Here is a 21,314-nt window from a genome sequence, read left to right on the forward strand (position 1 = left end):
TAATGAGGATTTGAAAAATGGGAAAGGTCACAGGTTTTATGGAGTTTGAGCGTTTGAAGGAAGCCAGCGAGGCACCCGAGAAACGCGTCAAGCACTACAAAGAATTTGTTATTACACTGAACGACGACGAAGCCAAAATTCAGGGCGCACGTTGTATGGACTGCGGCATTCCGTTTTGCAACAACGGTTGCCCGGTCAACAACATCATCCCCGACTTCAACGACCTGGTGTACAAGCAAGACTGGAAGGCGGCGTTGCACACCCTGCACAGCACCAACAACTTCCCCGAGTTCACGGGCCGTATTTGCCCGGCACCTTGCGAAGCCGCGTGCACGCTGGGCATTCACGAAGAGCCAGTGGGCATCAAGAGCATTGAACATGCGATTATCGATAAGGGCTGGGAAAACAACTGGGTGATACCGCAAGTGCCAGCCCAAAAAACCGGCAAGAAAGTGGCTGTGGTGGGTTCAGGCCCTGCGGGCATGGCCGCTGCACAGCAGTTGGCGCGCGTGGGTCACGATGTAACTGTGTTCGAAAAGAACGACCGCATTGGTGGTTTGCTGCGCTATGGCATTCCCGACTTCAAGATGGAAAAATTCCATATTGACCGTCGTGTTGAGCAAATGCAGGCCGAAGGCGTCACCTTCAAGACCAGCGTGTTCGTGGGTGAAAAACTGGCAGAGGGTGGCATCACCAACCTGGCCCGCGAAACCATTACCCCGAAAGAATTGATGGCGCAGTTTGATGCCGTTATTTTGACAGGAGGTTCTGAAGTACCGCGTGACTTGCCAATTCCTGGTCGCCAGTTGAAGGGTGTTCACTTTGCAATGGAATTTTTGCCACTGCAAAACCGTGTGAATGCGGGCGACAAGTTGAAAGACCAAATCATGGCCACAAAGAAAAACGTGCTGGTGATTGGCGGTGGCGATACGGGTTCCGATTGCGTGGGCACATCCAACCGCCATGGTGCCAAACAGGTGACTCAAATTGAATTGATGCCCCAGCCACCCGAAGAAGAAAACAAGCCTTTGGTTTGGCCCTACTGGCCCATGAAAATGCGCACCTCTTCTTCACATGAAGAAGGCGTGGCACGCGACTGGGCAGTGACCACCAAAGAATTCATCGACGATGGCAAAGGCAATGTAAAAGCGGCCAAGTGCGCCAAGGTGGAGTGGGTGAAAGACGAAGCCACGGGTCAGATGAAAATGCAGGAAATCGCAGGTTCAGAATTTGTGGTTGAAGCGGACTTGGTGTTGTTTGCCATGGGCTTTACCAACCCTGCGAAAAGTATTCTTGATGCATTCGGTGTCGAGAAAGACAACCGTGGCAATGCCAAAGCCACCACCGATGGTGACGGTTGCTACCGCACCAACGTCGACAGAGTATTTGCTGCGGGAGACATGCGCCGTGGTCAATCTTTGGTGGTGTGGGCCATTCGCGAAGGCCGCCAGGCCGCGCGTGAGGTGGATGAGTTCCTGATGGGTGCGACTGTACTGCCACGCTGATTTGCCAATTTGGCGTGTATAAAAAAAGCCGCTGATTGCAATCAGCGGCTTTTTTGTTTTCCGAGCGATGTCCCGGATTCCAGGGTTTCTATCAGTTCGAAGAAATCTGGACCGTGTCTGACCCACCAATTTCTACACCCGCGCCGGGGTACATCGTGACATGCGGGAAAGGAATTTCGATGCCGACATTGTCAAACGCAGCTTTGATCCGCTTGTTGTATTCGCGGCGTACGCCCCACTGTTCTCCTGGCAGGGTCTTGAATCGAACGCGAACAACCACAGCGGAATCGGCCAGTTCTTGCACGCCAAACGTTGCCATGGGTTCAGTAATTTTAACGCCCCATTCCTTGTCCTCGGCCAATTCGGCACCCACCTTCTGCATCACCTGAATGGCGCCCTCTACATCTTCCTTGTAGGCGATTCCGACATCTACAACCGCGTAGGCGAAGTCCATGGTGGAGTTGGTCACAGTGTCAATCTGACCATTGGGTACAAAGTGCACATTGCCGTGTGCATCGCGCATGCGAACGTAGCGCAATGTCACGTTTTCCACGGTGCCGCTTTTGCCACCTACCTCGATGAAGTCGCCAGCGCGAATCTGGTTTTCGATGAGCAATACAACACCGGTGAAGTAATCTTTCACCAAACTTTGCGCACCAAAACCAACGGCCAAGCCAACTACACCAGCGGCTGCCAAAACAGGGGCGATAGAAATGCCGATGGTGCCCAGGGCAATCAATGCGCCCAACAGCAAAATGACCACATTGGCCACGTACTTCAGCACGCGCATCAGGGTTTCGATTCGTTTTTGATCATCCAGTGTTTTGCTGCGGCCTTGCATGCGCATACCTACCCGGTCAATGGCGGCTTTAACCAGTCGCAGCACGATCAGTGCAACGATGATGACTAGGATGAATTTGGTGGCCTGCAAGCCAAGGTCCAGCAGCTTGCTTGGTTCAATGTATTTGAATAGGGTTTCGAGATGTTCGTTCATGGTGCTCCCACTGCTTGAAAGAACCCCCTATTGTACATGACTTGCTTTGCCGGTTTTTTCAGGCACTCCTCGTGGTTTTTCGAGTGGGCTTGGTGGGTTCGACTTCATCGTTGTAAAAGCGGGCCAAGAACTTCCCGGTGTGACTGTTCGGGTTCTTTGCAATGTCCATCGGCGTGCCCTCAGCGATCAACATGCCGCCGTTGTCACCACCCTCGGGGCCCATGTCCAGCACCCAGTCCGCGCACTTGATCACATCCAGGTTGTGCTCAATCACCAGCACAGTGTTGCCCTGCTCAACCAGCGGATTCAACACCTTCAGTAGCATGGCAATGTCGTGAAAGTGAAGGCCGGTGGTGGGCTCGTCAAGTATGTAAAGTGTTTTGCCTGTATCGCGTTTGGACAGCTCAAGCGATAGTTTTACACGCTGTGCTTCACCACCAGAGAGGGTCGTGGCTGATTGACCCAGACGAATATAGCCCAAGCCTACATCAATCAAGGTTTGCAGCTTGCGCGCAATATTTGGCACTGCCGAGAACACGTCCAGTGCCTGCTCAACGGTCAATTCAAGTACCTCGGCGATGCTTTTGCCGCGGTACAAAATTTCAAGTGTTTCGCGGTTGTAGCGCTTGCCATGGCATACATCGCAGGGCACATACAGGTCGGGCAAAAAGTGCATTTCCACTTTCACCACGCCGTCGCCCTGACAAGCCTCACAGCGGCCACCTTTCACATTGAATGAAAAACGACCCACATCGTAACCTCGTTCACGCGAGGCGGGCACGCCGGCGAACAATTCACGAATAGGGGTGAACAAGCCCGTGTAGGTTGCCGGGTTACTGCGTGGTGTGCGGCCAATCGGGCTTTGGTCTACCGCAATTACTTTGTCGAAATGTTCAAGGCCGCTGATGTGGCTGTGTGGCGCGCCTTCCTTGTGCGCACGGTTCAGCTGGTGTGCGGCTTCGGCCAACAAGGTGTCGTTGATCAGTGTCGATTTGCCCGAACCTGAAACCCCAGTGACACACACAAACAATCCAACAGGAACACTGGCTGTCACGTCTTTCAGGTTGTTGCCCGTGGCGTTGTGAATAGTCAGCATACGCGTTGGGTCGGGTTTGCGTAGTGGGCTTAAACGTTCTATTTTTCGTTTGCCATTTAAATATTGGCCGGTCAGCGATTCCGGGCTGGCCAGTATTTCAGCAGGTGTGCCTTGGGCAACCACTTGGCCGCCATGCTCGCCCGCGCCCGGGCCCATGTCAACCACGTAATCGGCGCAACGAATGGCGTCTTCGTCGTGTTCCACCACCAATACCGTGTTGCCCAAATTCTTCAGGCGCAACAGGGTTTGTATCAGGCGGTCATTGTCGCGCTGGTGCAAACCAATCGAGGGTTCGTCCAGCACATACATCACACCCGTCAGCCCAGACCCAATTTGGCTGGCTAAGCGAATGCGTTGGCTTTCACCGCCACTCAGCGTGTCCGCACTGCGATTCAGGGTTAAATAGTTCAAGCCTACATCGTTCAAAAACTGCAAACGTGCCTTGATTTCCACCACAATTTTTTCAGCAATTTGACCTTTTGCGCCGTGCATTTGCATGGACTCGAAATAGCTGAGTGCCTTGTGAATGGGCAATTCAGTGACCTGGTGCAGGGCTTTGCGGTGATCATGCTCGCCAATGAAGACATGTCGGGCGCCAGTTTTCAGGCGTGATCCCTGACAGGCCTGGCAACTGCGAACAGCCATTAACTTGCCGAGTTCATCTCGCACAGCGGAGGAATCGGTGTCGCGGTGGCGGCGGGTCAGGTTGGGCAATATGCCTTCAAAGGCATGGGTTTTGGCAACAGGTTTGCTGCGTTCACTTAGATAGGTGAACGTAATTTGTTCACTGCCCGAACCATACAACACCATCTGTTGAACATCGTCGGGTAACTCATTCCAGGCCGATTCCGGGTCGAAACCATAATGCGCTGCCAGGCTTTGAATCATCTGGTAGTACAAAGCGTTGCGGCGGTCCCAGCCGCTGATTGCACCGGCAGCCAGTGAAATATCCGGGTGAGCCACCACACGCAGCGGGTCAAAAAAAGTTTCATGGCCCAAGCCATCGCACACCGGGCAGGCACCCGCCGGGTTGTTGAACGAGAACAAACGCGGCTCAAGTTCGGTGAGGCTGTAGTCGCACACCGGGCAGGCAAACTTGCTTGAAAAAACGGTTTCGTGGCCAGTGTCCAAATTCACGGCCATGGCCTTGCCATCGCTTAATCGCAACGCCGTCTCAAAACTTTCTGCAAGGCGTTGGCGGGCATCCACACGCACTTTCAAACGGTCGACCACCACATCCAGGTTGTGTTTGTGGTGCTTGTCCAGCGGGGGCAGCTTGTCCAGTTCCAGAATTTCGGGCGCATCCTGGGGGCCTTTCTTCAGCCGAATGCGCACAAAGCCCTGGGCGCGCAGGTCGTTGAGCAAATCCACATGTTCGCCTTTGCGCTGGTTCAGCACTGGCGCCAAAATCATGATGCGGGCTTCCTCGGGCCAGCCCAATACCGTGTCCACCATTTCTGACACCGTTTGGACGCTCAGTTCCATGTCGTGTTCGGGGCAGCGGGGCGTACCGGCGCGGGCAAACAGCAGGCGCAGGTAGTCGTGAATTTCGGTCACTGTACCCACAGTAGAGCGGGGGTTGTGGCTGGTGGCTTTTTGTTCAATGGAAATGGCGGGGGACAACCCCTCGATCAAATCAACATCGGGCTTTTCCATCAATTGCAAAAACTGGCGGGCGTAGGCCGACAAACTTTCCACGTACCGGCGTTGGCCTTCGGCATACAGGGTGTCGAAAGCCAGGCTGGATTTGCCCGATCCCGATAGACCGGTCAGCACCACGAGCGAATCGCGGGGCAGGTCGAGTGAAATGTTTTTCAGGTTGTGGGTTCTAGCGCCACGAATGCGAATGGAGTTCATGCGGTACAGCAAATGGAATCAGCGGCCAACCTGATACTATAGACGGTTTCCTGGAATAAGACATCTGCAAGGGTTGTTCAAGCCCTTGAAATTCAACAAGACATGAGCCGCAAGTCCGCAAGCCCCAGTGCTTCCCCCGATGTTTTCAAAATGCTGCCTGCCGAGCGCAAGGCTGCCGGGTGGCTGGCCAGTATTTATGCGCTGCGCATGTTTGGCATGTTCATGATTTTGCCGGTGTTTTCCCTGCATGCAGTGGGCATGCCTGGCGGGGACAACTTAAGCCTGGTTGGCCTGGCCATGGGCATTTACGGCCTTGCGCAGGCCTGCATGCAAATTCCCTTGGGTTGGGCTTCTGACAAACTGGGTCGAAAGCCAATCATAATCGGTGGCCTGTTGCTGTTCGCTGCTGGTTGCTGGCTGGGTTACGTGGCTGAAACGGTTGAGCAATTGGTGTGGGCGCGTGCTTTGCAGGGCGCGGGCGCCATTTCAGCGGCCTTGTCGGCCTTGCTGGCCGACGTCACCCGCGATGAAGTGCGCTCCAAGGGCATGGCGATGATCGGCGCGTCTATCGGTGTTACTTTCGCACTGTCACTTGTGTTTTCACCGGTGTTGTACAAATTTTTTGGATTAAGTGGGCTGTTTGCCATCACTGGTGTGCTGAGTATTCTGGGCATTGGGGTGGTTATTTGGCTGTTGCCCACGCCAAACTTGGCCGATCAGGAAGCGAAACTCAAAGGCAGCTTTCGCGATGGGTGGGCCGTATTGACCCAACCCGACCTGCTGCGTCTGAATCTGGGTATTTTCACTTTGCACTTAACGCAAATGTCGCTGTTCGTGGTGGTGCCCAGCCTGTTGCTCAGTGGCCTTGAATTGCCGCTGGCTGAGCACTGGAAGGTCTACTTGCCAGTGGTGCTGGGCTCCTTTGTACTCATGGTGCCATTGATGGTTTGGTCAGAAAAAAAAGCCAAAACCAAGCAGGTCAAATTGGGTGCCATCGGGCTGATGGGTTTGGTCATGTTGGGCTTGGTGTTGTTTGCAGAGCAAGGCTGGGTGCTGGTGTCCATGTTGCTGGCGTATTTTGTCGGCTTCAATTTGCTTGAGGCTACCCTTCCCTCGTGGGTGTCACGAGTGGCACCGCTCAGTCACCGGGGGTTGGCTTTGGGTGTATATAATACTTCTCAAGCGCTTGGGCTTTTTGCTGGTGGTGCCCTGGGTGGGCTGGCATTTCGCCACTTGGGTGCGCAAGGTGTATTCGAGGGCGTGTTGCTGCTGGTGGTGGTGTGGTTTTTATTGGCAATGGGCATTAAAGCATTGCCGCCGCGCTCAGCAAGTGTTGCGCCAGTCAGTGAGCCGGTGGGCAACCCGGTAAGCCACTCTTAGCGCAGTGACTGCGAGCCCAATTACTGCTGCCCCAATTATTGCAGTCCTTTTGGGGTGCATTTCAAGACATATTTCAAGAATTTAAGGAGCAATTTATTCCATGGCCTCAGTCAACAAGGTAATTCTGGTGGGTAATTTGGGCAAGGATCCCGATGTGCGCTATTTGCCCGATGGTGGTGCAGTGGTGAACCTGGCCCTGGCCACGTCCAGCAACTGGAAAGACAAAAACACCGGTGAAAAGCGTGAAGAAACTGAATGGCACCGTGTTGTTATTTACGGTCGCCTGGCTGAGATTGCCGGTGAATATTGCAAGAAAGGCCGCTCTGTATACATTGAAGGCCGTTTGAAAACACGCAAATGGCAAGATCAGTCGGGCGTGGACAAATACACCACCGAAATAATTGCAGATCAAATGCAATTGCTCGGCGGTCGTGACAGTGGCGGAGGCGGTGGTTCTTCTTCAACGGGTGGTGGCGATGACTTCGACCAGTCGCCTGCACCAAGTCGTAGTTCTGGTGGCATGCGTTCATCTGCACCTGCGCCACAGCGCTCGGCCCCACAGAGCGTGGCTGATCTGGATGACGACATCCCGTTCTGACCCTCTGTTACTCGGCACAGTGATCAGCAAGCCCGGCGTTCAATGAATGTCGGGCTTTTTCTTTGGGGCTCTTGTTCTGTAATTCAAGCCCCAGTATGCTGACTGCAATCACAGTTGTTGCAGGGGTTTGCATGAAGTACCTGATTTCCATTTTGGGCGTTTTTGCCACACTGTCTGTTTCAATTGTGCGGGCTGACACCAGTTTGCCGCTCGAACATCCTTTGGTCGGCCTTTGGCGAATTAACTTGCCTGAACAAAACTGTTCCGAAATTTACGACATTCGATCCGATGGCACCACGCAGATACTGAGCGGTGGGCAGCTTGTGCAGACCCGATACGACATCAGTCTGCGGCCTGATTCCCAAGGTTTTTACAAGTGGGTGGACACGGTGGTGGCAGTGAATGATCAGCCGGATTGCATGGGTCACAAAGTGCCCAACGGCAACGTGGCCACCAACTACATCGTGATGCATGCAACAGGTTCGAAGTTCATGATGTGCCAGAAAGCGGAGCTTGAAACTTGCTTTGGCCCGTTTCTGAAAGAGTCTGGTATTTAACCGCAGTGCATCTTGTGCCCGCTTAGGGCAAAATCAAAGGTATCCCCCCACTTCAAGGACATTGGATGCCGCACATCACCTTGCTGGCCGAGCAGGCCAGAGCTGTTCAGGTTCGCAATATTTTTTGCATTGGCCGCAATTACGCTGCACACATTGCTGAACTGGGCAATCGGCCTGAAGAAGACCCGGTAGTGTTCATCAAACCCACGTCGGCTTTGCACCTGCCGGGCACGCCGATTGTATTGCCCACGCATTCCAGCGATGTTCACTACGAGGCTGAGTTGGTTTTGCTGGTGGGGCAAGGTGGAAAAAACATTGCTGAAGACAAGGCGTTGAAGCACATTGCGGGCTATGGCCTTGGCCTGGACCTCACCGCGCGAGACCTGCAAACGAAGGCCAAGCAGGGCGGATTGCCTTGGGCTGTGGCCAAGGGTTTTGATTGCGCCGCCACCGTAAGCCAGTTTGTGCCTTCTGAGCACATTGAGCATCCTCAAAATATTGAATTTCAGATGCATTTGAACGGGCAGCTAAAGCAGCATGGGGATGTTCGAAAAATGCTGTTTCCAATTCCCTTCATTGTGCGTTATTTGAGCCAGGTATTTACCCTGCGCGAGGGCGATCTCATCTTTACAGGAACTCCCGAAGGCGTTGGGCCTCTAAAGGGCGGCGATGTGGTTCGCTTGGTACTTCCCAATGCAATTGACACCGAATTCAAAGTGGAATAATTCAATGAAAACAATGCAATCAAAATACTGGCTGGGCATTTTGCTACTGGCTTGTACCGGAATTCTGGCGGCGTGTAGCGACAAGCCTGCCGGGGTTGCCCAGCAAGGCGACAACTTCGTCGAGGTGTGGAAAACACCCACCTGTGGTTGTTGCGCAGAATGGGTTGAGCATTTGGAGGAAAACGGTTTTACTGTGAAAGTGAACGATGTTCAAAACACCGATTCTTTCCGGGCCGCCTTGGGCATGCCTCAGCGTTACGGCAGTTGCCACAGTGCGAAAGTGGCAGGCTACGCTGTTGAAGGCCACGTGCCGGCTGACGACATCAAGAAAATGCTGGCTGAAAAACCCGATGCTGTCGGGCTTTCGGTGCCCGCGATGCCCATGGGCTCGCCCGGCATGGAGCATCCGGACTTTCCGCACAAGCGTGCCGAGTACAATGTGTTGTTGGTTGGTAAAAATGGCGATGTCAGTTCGTACACCAAGTACGACGCCATTCACTGAGTCTTTCGTTTCTATCCTGCAAACATAGATCTGGCTTTGAGGTACAAGGCCCGGTCAAGTTTGCTTGTTAACTTGACCTTTTCCATGTCTTGATGAGTACCTTGCCCCTGCTGAGTCTTGTCTTGCTTCCTTTTTTGGGAAGTCTGATTGCGGCCTTCATGCCCGCAAATGCGCGCAATGCTGAATCCACGCTTGCCGGCGCAGTTGCCTTGTTGTGCGCTGTTCAAGTGGCGAGTCTTTATCCCGAGGTGGCGGCTGGCGGTGTGTTGCGTGAAGAGTATTCCTGGATTCCGTCGCTGGGCTTGAGTTTTGTGGTGCGAATGGACGGGTTTGCCTGGATGTTCTCCATGCTGGTCTTGGGCATTGGTGCTTTGGTGGTGCTGTATGCCCGGTATTACATGTCGCCATCTGATCCGGTGCCGCGTTTTTTCTCTTTCCTGCTGGCCTTCATGGGAGCCATGAGCGGGGTTGTGTTGTCGGGCAACCTCATTCAATTGGCTGTGTTTTGGGAACTCACCAGCCTGTTTTCTTTCCTGTTGATCGGGTATTGGTATCACCGCAAGGATGCGCGCCGTGGTGCGCGAATGGCACTGACTGTGACCGGAGCAGGTGGTTTGTGTCTGTTCGCCGGTTTGCTGATGTTGGGCCACATCGTGGGCAGTTACGACCTCGATGTGGTTTTGGCGGCCAAAGACAAGGTTCAAGCGCATGCCCTTTACACACCCATGCTGGTGCTGGTGTTGTTGGGGGCATTCACAAAAAGTGCGCAATTCCCGTTTCACTTTTGGTTGCCTCACGCCATGGCAGCGCCTACGCCGGTGTCGGCCTATTTGCACTCGGCCACCATGGTCAAGGCGGGTGTGTTTTTGCTGGCGCGGTTCTGGCCTGTGTTGGCAGGCACGGATGAATGGTTCTGGATGGTCACCTGCGCAGGCTTGGCCACCTTGCTGATTGGTGGATTTGCTGCCATTTTTCAAACGGACCTGAAAGGCTTGCTGGCCTATTCAACCATTTCACACCTTGGGTTGATTACCACTTTGCTGGGCATGAACAGTCGGCTTGCGGCCGTTGCAGCCGTGTTTCACATCATCAACCACGCCACATTCAAAGCCTCGCTGTTCATGGCGGTGGGTATTATTGATCACGAAACCGGGACCCGCGACATTCGAAGGTTGAGCGGTTTGCGCCACGCCATGCCCATTACAGCCACGCTGACCATGGTGGCTGCGGCAGCCATGGCGGGCGTGCCCTTGCTGAACGGGTTTATTTCCAAGGAAATGTTTTTCACTGAAGCGGTGTTTGTCAGCACGGTGCCGTGGTTCTCAACTGCCTTGCCATTCATTGCAACACTGGCCGGTATTTTCAGTGTGGTGTATTCACTGCGGTTCACGGTGGATGTGTTTTTTGGGCCAGACCATTGCACCATGTTGCCCAAGCCTGCGCATGAACCACCTCACTGGATGCGTGTGCCTGTGGAATTGCTGGTGTTGATCTGCCTTGCTGTGGGTGTGTTGCCGCAGCTGGTGATACAGGCTATTTTGGTGACCGCCGCCACACCAGTGGTGGCTGGCAATCTGCCCGAGTTTGACCTGGCCATTTGGCATGGTTTCAATTTGCCCTTGGTCATGAGTTTTGTGGCCCTGTTGGGCGGCATTGGTTTGTACTGGTTCATGCGCCGCGGCATGAATACCGGTGGTTTTAAAACTGCGCCATTGATTGGTGTTTTCAGCGGTAAAAAACTCTTCCGAAGTGTACTGGCCCTGTTTGTCGTGGGTGCGCGCACTGGCATGCGTTTTGTCAGTACTCGGCGTTTGCAGCCACAATTGTTACTGGTCATGTTGGTGACTGTGGTGGCGGCTGGTGCGCCGCTGCTTGGCCTGGCTGTTTCCGATTGGCTGGATGCAGCAAGCCGCCAGAAGTTGGCCTTCTCGCCCATGTTTGCCCTATTGTGGGTTGTGGGCTGCGCAGCCGCAATTGCTGCTGCATGGCAGGCCAAATACCATCGATTGACCGCCCTGATTTTAATGAGTGTTGCCGGTTTGACCACGGTCGTCACATTCGCATGGTTCTCTGCACCCGATCTGGCCCTGACCCAATTGTCGGTTGAGGCTGTCACCACCGTACTTATTCTGCTTGGCCTTCGCTGGTTGCCCAAGCGTCGCGAGGAAATCAAGGGGCAAGAACCTTTCCTTGTGAAGGCCAAAGCCAAGGCGCGCCGCACTCGCGATTTTCTGGTGGCTTCCACTGCAGGGCTGGGGCTAGCCTTGTTGTCGTATGCTGCTATGAGCCGGAGTTTTCCGCAAAGCATTTCACCGTTCTTCCTCGAAAGGGCTTTGCCCGAAGGTGGTGGTACCAATGTGGTCAACGTAATGCTGGTTGACTTCCGGGGTCTAGACACCTTGGCTGAAATCACGGTGTTGGGTGTGGTGGCACTGACCGTGTATGCCTTGCTTCGCCGTTTCAGGCCTGCGGCTGAAAGTGTCGACCTACCATTGCAGCAACGTTCAATTCCCGTCGATATTGCCACTGACCTGATTTCAAGCGACCAAGACATCGACACCGCCAAAGGTTACCTCTTGGTGCCTGCTGTGCTGGTTCGCGCGGTGTTGCCGATTGCTGCGGTCATTGCTGTGTACCTGTTCATGCGCGGCCACAATGAGCCCGGCGGTGGTTTTGTGGCGGGTCTGGTGTTGTCCACCGCTTTTATTTTGCAATACATCATCTCCGGCACGCGTTGGGTAGAAACCCACTTGCCTTTGCGCCCACCCTTGTGGATCGCCAGCGGTTTGCTGATTGCGACGGCAACGGGCCTGGGCGCCCTGTTGCTGGGTTATCCGTTTTTGACCACGCACACTGCACATTTGCATTTGCCACTCATTGGTGAATTGCATCTGGCCAGCGCGCTGTTTTACGACATTGGCGTGTTCACCTTGGTGGTGGGTTCAACCTTGCTCATCTTGACGGCGCTAGGCCATCAGTCCATGCGGGGCCATCGCCGCGCAGTGATTCACGACGACAACAAGGGAGACGCCTGATGGAGTTGGTGCTTTCAATCGCGATCGGAATTTTAACGGCGTGTGGTGTGTGGCTGGTGCTCCGCCCACGCACCTACCAAGTGATCATTGGATTTTGCTTGCTGGGTTATGGCGTGAATTTGTTCATCTTCAGCATGGGGCGCTTGGCGGTGGACAGCGAACCGATTCTGGTGCCCGAGCTTGCGGCCAATTTGATGAATTACACCGACCCCATGCCTCAGGCATTGGTATTGACTGCGATCGTCATCGGTTTTGCAATGACTGCATTGTTTCTGGTCGTGTTGTTGGCGCAAAGGGGCTTCTTTGGCAACGACCATGTGGATGGCAAGGGAGACGCTGAATGATGCGTTTCGTTGAAGGCCTCATGCCGCATTTGATCGTCGCACCCATTCTGTTTCCGCTGGTGATGGCGTGCGTCATGTTGTTGCTGGGCGAGCGGCGCTATCGCCTGAAAATCAGCCTTGGTCTGTTTGCCGGCGTGGTGAATTTGGCTGTGGCACTGGCGCTTCTGGTTTGGGTGAAGCAAAACGAGCTTGCGGGCTCTGTGGGCATTTATCTGCCGTCAAACTGGGACGTGCCGTTTGGCATCGTGTTGGTGCTTGATCAGCTTTCTGCGCTCATGTTGATGTTGGCCGCCTTGGTGGGCTTTGCAGCCTATGTGTTTTCAATGGCGAGGTGGCACAAGGCGGGCTCACACTTTCATCCCCTGTTTCTGCTTCAGTTGATGGGCATCAACGGCGCTTTCCTCACCGGTGATCTGTTCAATCTGTTCGTGTTCTTTGAGGTGATGCTTGCCGCTTCTTACGGATTGTTGCTGCATGGCTCAGGCCGCTTGCGAGTGCGTTCTGGTTTGCACTACATCGCCATCAACCTGACTGCGTCGTCTTTGTTTCTCATAGGTGCAGCCATGATCTATGGCATCACAGGCACCCTGAACATGGCAGACCTGGCTGCCAAAATTCCGATGATTTCCGATGCAGACCGCCCACTGTTTCACGCGGGCTGTGCCGTGCTGGGTGTGGCGTTTCTTGCCAAGGCCGCCATGTGGCCGCTCAACTTTTGGCTGGTGCCCGCTTATTCTTCGGCCAGCGCGCCTGCGGCTGCTGTGTTTGCCCTGTTAACCAAGGTGGGCGTGTATGTGTTGTTGCGCTTAAGCACCTTGCTGTTTTCCAGTCAGGCCGAGGGCTCTGCCGCGTTTGGCAGTGACTGGCTGGTGTGGGGTGGTTTACTCACCATGGCCTGTGGTTCGCTGGGCGTGTTGACTGCCACCAGCCCCTCCAGGGCCGCAGCATTTTCAATTACGGTGTCCTCTGGAATTCTGGTTTGCGTGGTTGGGCTGGGCATTCCTGATGTAACCGCCAGCGCCCTGTATTACCTGTTGGGATCTACCTTCGCAGTGGCGGCTCTGTTCTTGTTGACCGAGTTGATGGATCGGGTTCGCGACATGGAAGCCGCACAGCGCCGGCAAGACGAGGAAGAGGATGTCAGTCTGCCATTTGGTTTTGCCGAGTCGCGAATCGGGCCTGATGAGAATCTGGATGACAACGAAGAGGCCTTGATTGGCAAGCCAACACCCGGGTCAATTGCTTTGCTGGGTCTTACTTTCATTGTGTGTACTTTGCTGGTGGCAGGTTTGCCGCCGCTGTCTGGCTTTTTAGGCAAGTTTGCAGTGGTGTCGGCCCTGCTGCCAATTGCCGACACTGATTTCAGCACCACACCTGGCATGTGGACACTCATGGTGTTGTTGTTTGTCTCTGGTTTGTTCGCGCTGGTTGCACTTACCCGAATCGGCATTCGCTTTTTCTGGATGACCAGTGAACGCCCTGCACCCTTGCTGCGCTCCATTGAATACTTGCCAATCGCCTTGTTGATTGCTTTTTCAGTGCTACTGACTGTGCGTGCAGAAGTGGTGATGAAGTTTGCCAAACAAACTTCGGCAGCACTTCATGCGCCGCAGGGCTATATCCAGGCGGTGTTGTCCGCCAAGCCGCAATGGGCCCCGACCAACGCATACCGTCTAGAACAGGAGGCGCCATGATGCGCAAGCTGCTTCCCGATCCTTTGCTCACCCTGGGCTTGATCGCACTGTGGCTTGTGTTGAACAGGTCTTATGGCTTGGGTCACTGGATATTTGCGGTGGTGTTGGGCGTTGCCATTCCGCTGCTGGTTCAGCCATTAAGACCTGTGCCGGTTTTTTTCAAAAAGCCGATGCTGGCTTTCATGTTGTTCTGGCGTGTGGGCCTCGACGTGGTGGTGTGGAATTGGCGCGTCCTTCGTGGCACCTTGGCCAGGGGGGACAATGTGCCCAAAGGCGACTTCATCGTTGTGCCACTGGAGTTGCGCGATCCAAATGGGCTTGCAGTGCTTGCGGCCATTCTCTGTGTGATACCCGGCACGATCTGGTCAGAACTTGCGCTGGATCGCAGCGCTTTGCTGGTGCATGTGTTCGACATGAAAAATGCCGAAGAGGAAGTTCAAGCCATCAAGAACCGCTATGAAAAACCCCTGATGGAGATTTTTCAATGAGTACATTTTTGTTTGTGTCGATCGTGCTTACCCTGGCCTGTTATGCGGTGGCCATGGGTTTGACTTTGTACCGCATGTTGATGGGGCCAAGGGCACAAGACCGTGTATTGGCCATGGACCTGATGTACACCATTGGCATGTTGATGTTGATGGTGCTGGCCATTCGCTACCAAAGTGAAATGTACTTTGAAGCGGCTTTGCTGATTGCCTTGTTTGGCTTTGTCAGTTCAGCGGCCATGGCTAAGTTTCTGTTGCGAGGGGAGGTGATTGAATGATTATCGCTGCTCCCTTGTGGGTTGAAATCATCGTGGGTGTGTTGCTGGTGGTCTCGGGCCTGTTTACCTTGTCATCCGCAATTGGCATTGTGCGCTTCCAAGGGTTTTTTCAACGCATGCATCCCACTGCACTGGCTTACAGTTTTTCTGCCTGGCTGGTTACCTTGGCCAGTATTGTTTATTTTTCAGCGGTGGATTTTTCACTGACCCTGCACCCCTGGCTCATCATTATTTTCCTGTCCATCACCGTGCCGGTTACCACCATTTTTCTGGCGAGAACTGATTTATTCAGAAACAGGATTGCCAAACAGCCCGAGGCTCAAGTACCACCACCATTGAGTGAAATGGCCTCGCCCCTGCCCAGAAAAAAGCCGGCACATCTGGATTGACCATCGCCTAGCCTTGGCGAACTTCGCTGGGGCTTTTTCCAAACCAGCGTTTGCAGGCCCGGCTGAAGGCGGAGGCATCCGAAAATCCCAAGTCGAGGGCAATTGCGGTCAGCGAATCCTGGCTTTGCTTAAGGCGCCGTTGCGCTTCGCCTTGCCGAATTTCATCCACGATACTCGCCAGGTTGGTGCCTTCCTCGGCCAGTTTGCGCTGCAGGTTTCGTGCACTCATATTCATGTGCTCTGCCGCGTCTTCAATGCTGGGTGCGCCCTGTGGCAATCGGTTGGCTGCCCAGGTGCGTACTTTTTTGCTCACGCTGCTCGCGGGTTTCAGCCTTTCGATGGCGGCCTGGCTGGCTTGGTCAAGGTGCTCCGCAATCAAGGGGTTGGCGCCTTTCAGGCGGGTGTGCACCATGGCGAGTTCATACACAATTCGCATGGTGTTGCAGCCAAACTTCAGCGGTGCCGCAAAACTTTTCTCAAAAAAGTCCAGATTACTGGCCTTGGGTGCCGGGCGGCACAGCTCGACACGCAACGGTACCAGGCTTGCGTCGCCCAGGCCTTTGCCTGCATTGGCCAGCAGGCACAGAAAACCGTCGGTTGATTGGTGGGCCGGTTGTGCGCCTTCTTTCAGCTTTAACTCAACAACAAATTCATCCGCCGTGCTCAGAAGCTCAATTTCGCTGGCGTCAGTGACCAGGTCTACGAAGCGGCGCATGCGGCCAAAGGCTTGTTCCAGGGTCTCGCTGGCCATCACGCTGAGGCCCACGGCATGAAAAGTGGCGGGGGTAATGTGTCGAATGGCTTTGATGCCCAAGGTTTCATCGCCGGTGGCGGCCACTGCTTTTTGCCAAAGCACGGTGGTTTGGGGCACGGGGTAGCGGGCTTCGGGTGAGTCCAGCAGGGCGAAGTCCAGCCCTGCCTCGTTGAATAGCGCGGATGCATCACAGCCTTGGTGCTCAAGCTCGCGGGCGAGACCACGCATCCAACTGGCCAGGGCTGTTGGCGTGTTGTTTGCGGAATTGGACGCTTTGTTGTTTACTTTGTTGTTCATTGAGCGCTTATTTTGGCGTCGAAGGTCATAAGCTTGGCGTTTCAGAACAAGCTTTACTGCGCAACCCCAAGCATACTTCAATCACCAAAAGCCAAAACAGAAAGAGGCAAGAGTATGTCAAGTTTGAGTGAAAAGCTGATGAGCCAGTCGGCCAAAGCCGAAGGTGGTTCGCGAATCAAGCAAAACAGCATCAATGCGCTGGATCAAAAGCGCATTGCAGCCATTAAAACTGCGGTGCTTGCTGAAGGCGATCGAATTCGCGCCAAATACCCGATTTTGAAACATCAGGATGCCATTGGCATGCTGATTTTGCTGTTCTCCATGGCGGGTGCGGTGCTGACAGGCTGGGCCTACCTGGAAGGTGTATTGGCCTGGTATGTGACCATTCCTGTGATTGCGATTTTCCTGAGCTTCACGCATGAGCTGGAACATGACCTGATCCACTACATGTATTTCCGCAAAAACAAGTTCATGCACAATTTGATGATGGCACTGGTGTGGATTTGCCGCCCCAGTACTATTAATCCTTGGGCGCGTCGCCACTTGCACCTGCATCACCACAAGCATTCCGGCACTGAAACCGATCTGGAAGAGCGTGCCATTACCAATGGCGAGCGTTTCACGCCCCTGCGTTTGTTGATGATGCTGGATCTTGAGCTGAGCGTGGTGCTGCGTGTGTTCAAGATTCCAAGAAATCGCCGCCTGAAAATGTTGATGATGGGTGCCGCAGGCAACTTCCCCTTGGCGTCAGCGTTTTGGGTTAGCTTCCATGCTTATGTGGCTTACTGGGCGATTGAGGCTGCTGCCTGGGCTGTGGGTTACAGTGTGCCTTGGCCAGCGTTCGTAACGCCTGAACTGGTGGCCACAGCCAACACTGTTGCCGTACTGATTTTTGCACCCAACCTGCTGCGTTCGTTCTCGATCAACTTCATCAGCTCGAACATGCACTATTTCGGCGACATTGAAGACGGTAACTTTGTGCAGCAGTGCCAGGTGCTGAATAGCAAGTGGTTCATCATCCCCCACCTGTTCTGTTTCAACTTTGGCTCCACACACGGCATTCACCACTTTGTAGTGCGCGATCCTTTCTACATTCGCCAAATGACAGCCAAGAAGGCGCATGAAGTGATGCGTGAAAATGGTGTTCGATTCAACGACCTGGGCACTTTCAAGCGGGCCAATCGCTGGTCAGCCAACGAGCAAGGTCAACAAGAGGCAGGATACCAGGCCGCCTAAGAGCCTGTTGATCCAAAACCGCCCTTTGCTAGAGGAGGGCGGCGTAGTTCTAGTGTCATTGGCTGAATTCTGAATGGGGCAGCCTACTCCGTCGACACGAAGGGCGCTTTTCGAAAGGAAAGCGCTCTTTTTTTGTCTTTGAAATTCAGGATGTTGGAGTTCTTCTGCCTTCCATCTTATAATGGGGAGTTTTTCGTTTGTATTTGCGGGTGTAGCGGAAATGCCAATTTATGCGTATCGCTGTGAAGCGTGTGGCTTCGAAAAAGACGTGTTGCAAAAACTGAGCGATGCCCCTTTGACCCAGTGTCCAAGTTGTGGGCAGGCTAGTTTTGCCAAGCAAGTGACTGCAGCGGGCTTTCAGTTGAAAGGCTCGGGCTGGTATGTGACTGATTTCAGGGGAGGCAACGGCGCATCGTCGGCTGCTGGCCCAAGTGCTGCGTCCACTGCGGCTGCGGCACCAAGCAGCAGCCCACCCTCAACCACGGCGCCAAGTACCGATGCCAGTTAAGTCACCGGCCAAGCCACAAGCCAAGTTGCCCGAACGGGTCCTGAACTCGGACATCATCAAAAAATACCTGTTTACAGGTTTGCTCATTTGGGTGCCCTTGGGCATTACTTTGTGGGTTTTGGCGCTGGTGGTGGGCTTGATGGACCAAACCCTGATGCTGTTGCCGGATGCGCTGCACCCCAGGGTGTGGCTGGGTGTGCACATCCCGGGGCTGGGTGTCATTTTGACGCTGGCTGTGCTGTTGGGTACGGGCGTACTGGCGGCCAATTATTTCGGGGCCTGGCTGTTCAAGGCAGGGGACTGGGTGCTGTCGCGCATTCCCTTGTTCAAAATTGTGTACAACAGCGTCAAGCAGGTGTCTGATACGCTGTTAAGCTCGTCTGGCAAGGCATTTACACGGTCAGTGTTGGTGCCGTACCCGCACCCGGGCATTTGGGCTTTGGGTTTCGTGACCGGAACACCGCCCCCCAGCCTGCTTGAAAACCTGAATGATCAGGGGCCACTGGTGTCGGTTTACGTGCCCACATCGCCCAGCCCTGCCTCAGGGTACGTGATTATGGTGCCCGAGAAATTATTGCGCCCGTCCGGTTTGTCTGTGGACGAGGCCTTGAAGTACATTGTGTCGCTGGGGGTGGTAACGCCTTCGGACGACGTGTTGGATCAACCCATTAAACAAGACTTACATTCATGAAAATGCGTACTGACTATTGTGGCAATGTGTCACAGGCCTACCTGGGCCAAACCATTGCCCTGTGCGGCTGGGTGCAACGTCGCCGTGACCACGGTGGTGTAATTTTTATTGACCTGCGCGACCGCGAGGGTTTGGTGCAGGTGGTGTGCGATCCCGACCTGGCTGAAGTATTTGCCACCGCAGAAACCCTGCGCAACGAGTTTTGTGTGCGCGTGGAAGGTTTGGTGCGCGCCCGCCCGGAAGGCACTGAAAACAGCAATCTGAAAAGCGGGGCTGTGGAAGTGTTGTGCAAGGGCCTTGAAATTCTGAATGCGTCAGTCACGCCTCCGTTCCAGCTTGATGACGAGAACCTGTCCGAAACCACGCGTTTAACGCACCGTGTGCTCGATTTGCGCCGTCCGCAAATGCAGAAGAACCTGATGCTGCGTTACAAAGTGGCCATGGCCATTCGCAACCACCTGGATGCGCAGGGCTTCGTGGACATTGAAACCCCCATGCTGACCAAAAGCACACCTGAAGGTGCGCGCGATTATCTCGTGCCTTCGCGCGTGCATGCAGGCGAATTTTTTGCCTTGCCGCAGTCGCCTCAACTGTTCAAGCAAATGCTGATGGTGGCCGGCTACGACCGTTACTACCAAATCACCAAATGCTTCCGTGATGAAGATTTGCGTGCTGATCGTCAGCCTGAATTCACGCAGGTGGACATTGAAACCTCGTTTTTGACTGAGCAGGAAATTCGTGACCTGTTCGAGGACATGATCCGCAAGGTATTCAAGCAGACCATGGATGTGGAACTGCAAAACCCCTTCCCCGTGATGCCGTACAGCGAAGCCATGGCGCGTTTTGGTTCCGACAAGCCCGACCTGCGCGTGAAAATGGAATTCACCGAACTGACCGACATCATGAAAGATGTCGATTTCAAGGTGTTCTCCGGCCCGGCAAATATGGACAATGGCCGCGTGGTGGCGCTACGTGTGCCAGGTGGTGCTGAAATTCCACGTTCAGAAATTGACAACTACACCAAGTTTGTGGGCATTTATGGTGCCAAGGGCCTGGCCTGGATCAAGGTGAACGAGCTGGCCAAGGGCCGTGACGGCCTGCAATCGCCCATCGTGAAAAACATTCATGACACAGCCTTGAATGAATTGCTCAAGCGCAGCGGTGCTGCCGATGGCGACATTCTGTTCTTCGGTGCCGACAAAGCCAAGGTGGTGAATGACGCCATGGGCGCCCTTCGCCTGAAGATTGGTCACAGCGAATTCGGCCAGAAAGCCGGTTTGGTACAAGGCAAGTGGGAGCCACTCTGGGTGATCGACTTCCCCATGTTTGAACTGGACGAGGAAGCCGGCCGCTGGGTGGCCTGTCACCACCCCTTCACCAGCCCGAAAGACGGCCACGAGGATTACCTGACCACTGACCCCGGCAAGTGCATTGCCAAGGCCTATGACATGGTGCTGAACGGTTGGGAGCTGGGCGGTGGTTCGGTGCGTATTCACAAGGAAAAGGTACAAAGCAAGGTGTTCCGCGCTTTGAACATTTCTGAAGAGGAGGCGGCAGCCAAGTTTGGTTTCTTGCTGGATGCCTTGCAATATGGCGCGCCACCCCACGGTGGTTTGGCTTTTGGCCTAGACCGTATTGTGACCATGATGAGCGGGGCGGAAAGCATTCGTGACGTCATCGCTTTCCCGAAAACTCAGCGTGCACAGTGCTTGTTGACCCAAGCACCAAGCCCTGTGGACGAAAAGCAATTGCGTGAATTGCATGTTCGCCTGCGTCAGGCCGAACCCAAAAACGTGGCCTGACCACTCAAGGGCAGCGCGCTTTGAGCGGTCATAAAATCCCTGTGTCGGTGCTGGTGGTCATGATCAGCCCGGCCGGGGATTTTTTATTGATTGAACGGGCTGACAAAGCCGGGTATTGGCAATCGGTGACTGGCAGCCTTGATTTTTCCGACGAATCGCCTTTGCAAGCCGCAGTGCGTGAACTGGCAGAGGAAACTGGCTTTGCAGCCACTCCAGTGCAGTCCCCCGCCGTGTTGGAAGCCAGCCCAGGCGATTTGCTGCAGCCTGGTGTGCTTAGGCCTTGGCCGCACAGTTTGCAGTATGAAATTTTTGAGCACTGGCGACACCGCTACCCCGCAGGCGTAACCCACAACACCGAGCATTGGTTCATGGTGTGTGTGCCTGCCGAGTTTGCTCCCCAGCTGGCTGTGAACGAGCATGTGGGCTATGCGTGGTTGAGTGCGCAAGAGGCAGCAGGCCGGTGTTTTTCGCCGAACAATGCTCAGGCCATTCTGGAATTAAGCAAGAAGCTTCAGGCCGGACTGGCTTGAAAATACAAAGGGGCCGCGAAGGGCCCCTTTTTTCATATACGGTGTATAGCTGCTGCT

General features: G+C 54.3%; 20 protein-coding genes. 17 read left to right on the top strand and 3 right to left on the bottom strand.

Annotated features, from left to right (window positions below; genetic code table 11):
• The first annotated feature begins 17 nt into the window (after positions 1-17).
• Positions 18-1,505: a glutamate synthase subunit beta gene (locus FCS97_RS04745; protein ID WP_138517029.1), complete on the top strand. Its 1,488-nt coding sequence runs from the start codon at positions 18-20 to the stop codon at positions 1,503-1,505.
• A 91-nt stretch (positions 1,506-1,596) separates the two neighbouring features.
• Here the strand turns inward: FCS97_RS04745 and FCS97_RS04750 are convergent, their stop codons facing one another.
• The gene (locus tag FCS97_RS04750; protein ID WP_138517032.1) at positions 1,597-2,499 is read right to left on the bottom strand and encodes a mechanosensitive ion channel family protein; all 903 of its coding nucleotides are present in this window, start codon (positions 2,497-2,499) and stop codon (positions 1,597-1,599) included.
• 58 nt (positions 2,500-2,557) lie between these two features.
• Positions 2,558-5,452: an excinuclease ABC subunit UvrA gene (uvrA, locus tag FCS97_RS04755; protein ID WP_138517034.1), complete on the bottom strand. Its 2,895-nt coding sequence runs from the start codon at positions 5,450-5,452 to the stop codon at positions 2,558-2,560.
• 102 nt (positions 5,453-5,554) lie between these two features.
• Between uvrA and FCS97_RS04760 the strand changes: the two genes are divergently transcribed.
• From FCS97_RS04760 to FCS97_RS04810, 11 genes are all read left to right on the top strand, one after another.
• Entirely contained in the window at positions 5,555-6,832 is a 1,278-nt protein-coding gene (locus tag FCS97_RS04760; protein ID WP_138517036.1) for an MFS transporter, read from the top strand.
• A 100-nt stretch (positions 6,833-6,932) separates the two neighbouring features.
• Complete coding sequence (gene ssb / locus FCS97_RS04765) at positions 6,933-7,430, top strand: single-stranded DNA-binding protein (RefSeq protein ID WP_138517039.1); 498 nt, start codon at positions 6,933-6,935, stop codon at positions 7,428-7,430.
• Between the two features lie 131 nt (positions 7,431-7,561).
• On the top strand, positions 7,562-7,987 hold the full coding sequence (locus tag FCS97_RS04770) for a hypothetical protein (protein WP_138517041.1): 426 nt from the start codon (positions 7,562-7,564) through the stop codon (positions 7,985-7,987).
• A gap of 65 nt (positions 7,988-8,052) precedes the next feature.
• Complete coding sequence (locus tag FCS97_RS04775) at positions 8,053-8,712, top strand: fumarylacetoacetate hydrolase family protein (protein ID WP_138517043.1); 660 nt, start codon at positions 8,053-8,055, stop codon at positions 8,710-8,712.
• Between the two features lie 4 nt (positions 8,713-8,716).
• Positions 8,717-9,214 carry a DUF411 domain-containing protein gene (locus FCS97_RS04780; protein ID WP_246065844.1) on the top strand — a complete coding sequence of 166 codons (498 nt, stop codon included), beginning with the start codon at positions 8,717-8,719 and terminating at the stop codon, positions 9,212-9,214.
• A 101-nt stretch (positions 9,215-9,315) separates the two neighbouring features.
• Positions 9,316-12,249 carry a monovalent cation/H+ antiporter subunit A gene (locus FCS97_RS04785; RefSeq protein WP_138517792.1) on the top strand — a complete coding sequence of 978 codons (2,934 nt, stop codon included), beginning with the start codon at positions 9,316-9,318 and terminating at the stop codon, positions 12,247-12,249.
• The gene (locus tag FCS97_RS04790; RefSeq protein ID WP_138517045.1) at positions 12,249-12,593 is read left to right on the top strand and encodes a Na+/H+ antiporter subunit C; all 345 of its coding nucleotides are present in this window, start codon (positions 12,249-12,251) and stop codon (positions 12,591-12,593) included. Before FCS97_RS04785 ends, FCS97_RS04790 begins: the two co-directional genes overlap by 1 nt.
• On the top strand, positions 12,590-14,287 hold the full coding sequence (locus tag FCS97_RS04795; protein WP_212746435.1) for a monovalent cation/H+ antiporter subunit D: 1,698 nt from the start codon (positions 12,590-12,592) through the stop codon (positions 14,285-14,287). Before FCS97_RS04790 ends, FCS97_RS04795 begins: the two co-directional genes overlap by 4 nt.
• Positions 14,284-14,775, top strand: a complete 492-nt coding sequence (locus FCS97_RS04800; RefSeq protein ID WP_138517047.1) for a Na+/H+ antiporter subunit E — start codon at positions 14,284-14,286, stop codon at positions 14,773-14,775. Before FCS97_RS04795 ends, FCS97_RS04800 begins: the two co-directional genes overlap by 4 nt.
• Positions 14,772-15,050 (top strand): K+/H+ antiporter subunit F, encoded by a 279-nt coding sequence (locus FCS97_RS04805; protein ID WP_138517049.1) that lies wholly within the window; start codon positions 14,772-14,774, stop codon positions 15,048-15,050. Before FCS97_RS04800 ends, FCS97_RS04805 begins: the two co-directional genes overlap by 4 nt.
• On the top strand, positions 15,047-15,439 hold the full coding sequence (locus tag FCS97_RS04810; RefSeq protein ID WP_138517051.1) for a Na+/H+ antiporter subunit G: 393 nt from the start codon (positions 15,047-15,049) through the stop codon (positions 15,437-15,439). Before FCS97_RS04805 ends, FCS97_RS04810 begins: the two co-directional genes overlap by 4 nt.
• A gap of 7 nt (positions 15,440-15,446) precedes the next feature.
• On the opposite strand, the gene FCS97_RS04815 is transcribed toward FCS97_RS04810, so the two are convergent.
• A complete protein-coding gene (locus FCS97_RS04815; RefSeq protein ID WP_138517053.1) occupies positions 15,447-16,490 on the bottom strand; it encodes an AraC family transcriptional regulator in 1,044 nt (347 codons plus the stop codon).
• A 114-nt stretch (positions 16,491-16,604) separates the two neighbouring features.
• Here FCS97_RS04815 and FCS97_RS04820 point away from each other — a divergent pair, with 114 nt between their 5' ends.
• The 5 genes from FCS97_RS04820 (at position 16,605) to nudB (ending at position 21,257) form a co-directional block, all read left to right on the top strand.
• Positions 16,605-17,726, top strand: a complete 1,122-nt coding sequence (locus FCS97_RS04820; RefSeq protein WP_138517055.1) for a fatty acid desaturase — start codon at positions 16,605-16,607, stop codon at positions 17,724-17,726.
• Between the two features lie 220 nt (positions 17,727-17,946).
• Complete coding sequence (locus FCS97_RS04825) at positions 17,947-18,234, top strand: FmdB family zinc ribbon protein (protein WP_138517057.1); 288 nt, start codon at positions 17,947-17,949, stop codon at positions 18,232-18,234.
• The gene (locus tag FCS97_RS04830; RefSeq protein ID WP_171035171.1) at positions 18,224-18,925 is read left to right on the top strand and encodes a DUF502 domain-containing protein; all 702 of its coding nucleotides are present in this window, start codon (positions 18,224-18,226) and stop codon (positions 18,923-18,925) included. The genes FCS97_RS04825 and FCS97_RS04830 overlap by 11 nt, the downstream gene beginning before the upstream one ends.
• Positions 18,922-20,727: an aspartate--tRNA ligase gene (gene aspS / locus FCS97_RS04835; protein WP_138517059.1), complete on the top strand. Its 1,806-nt coding sequence runs from the start codon at positions 18,922-18,924 to the stop codon at positions 20,725-20,727. Before FCS97_RS04830 ends, aspS begins: the two co-directional genes overlap by 4 nt.
• 20 nt (positions 20,728-20,747) lie before the next feature.
• Positions 20,748-21,257: a dihydroneopterin triphosphate diphosphatase gene (gene nudB, locus FCS97_RS04840; protein WP_246065846.1), complete on the top strand. Its 510-nt coding sequence runs from the start codon at positions 20,748-20,750 to the stop codon at positions 21,255-21,257.
• The last annotated feature ends 57 nt before the right edge of the window (positions 21,258-21,314 follow it).

The sequence above is a fragment of the Limnobacter alexandrii genome, assembly GCF_005871185.1.
GTDB lineage: Bacteria > Pseudomonadota > Gammaproteobacteria > Burkholderiales > Burkholderiaceae_B > Limnobacter > Limnobacter alexandrii.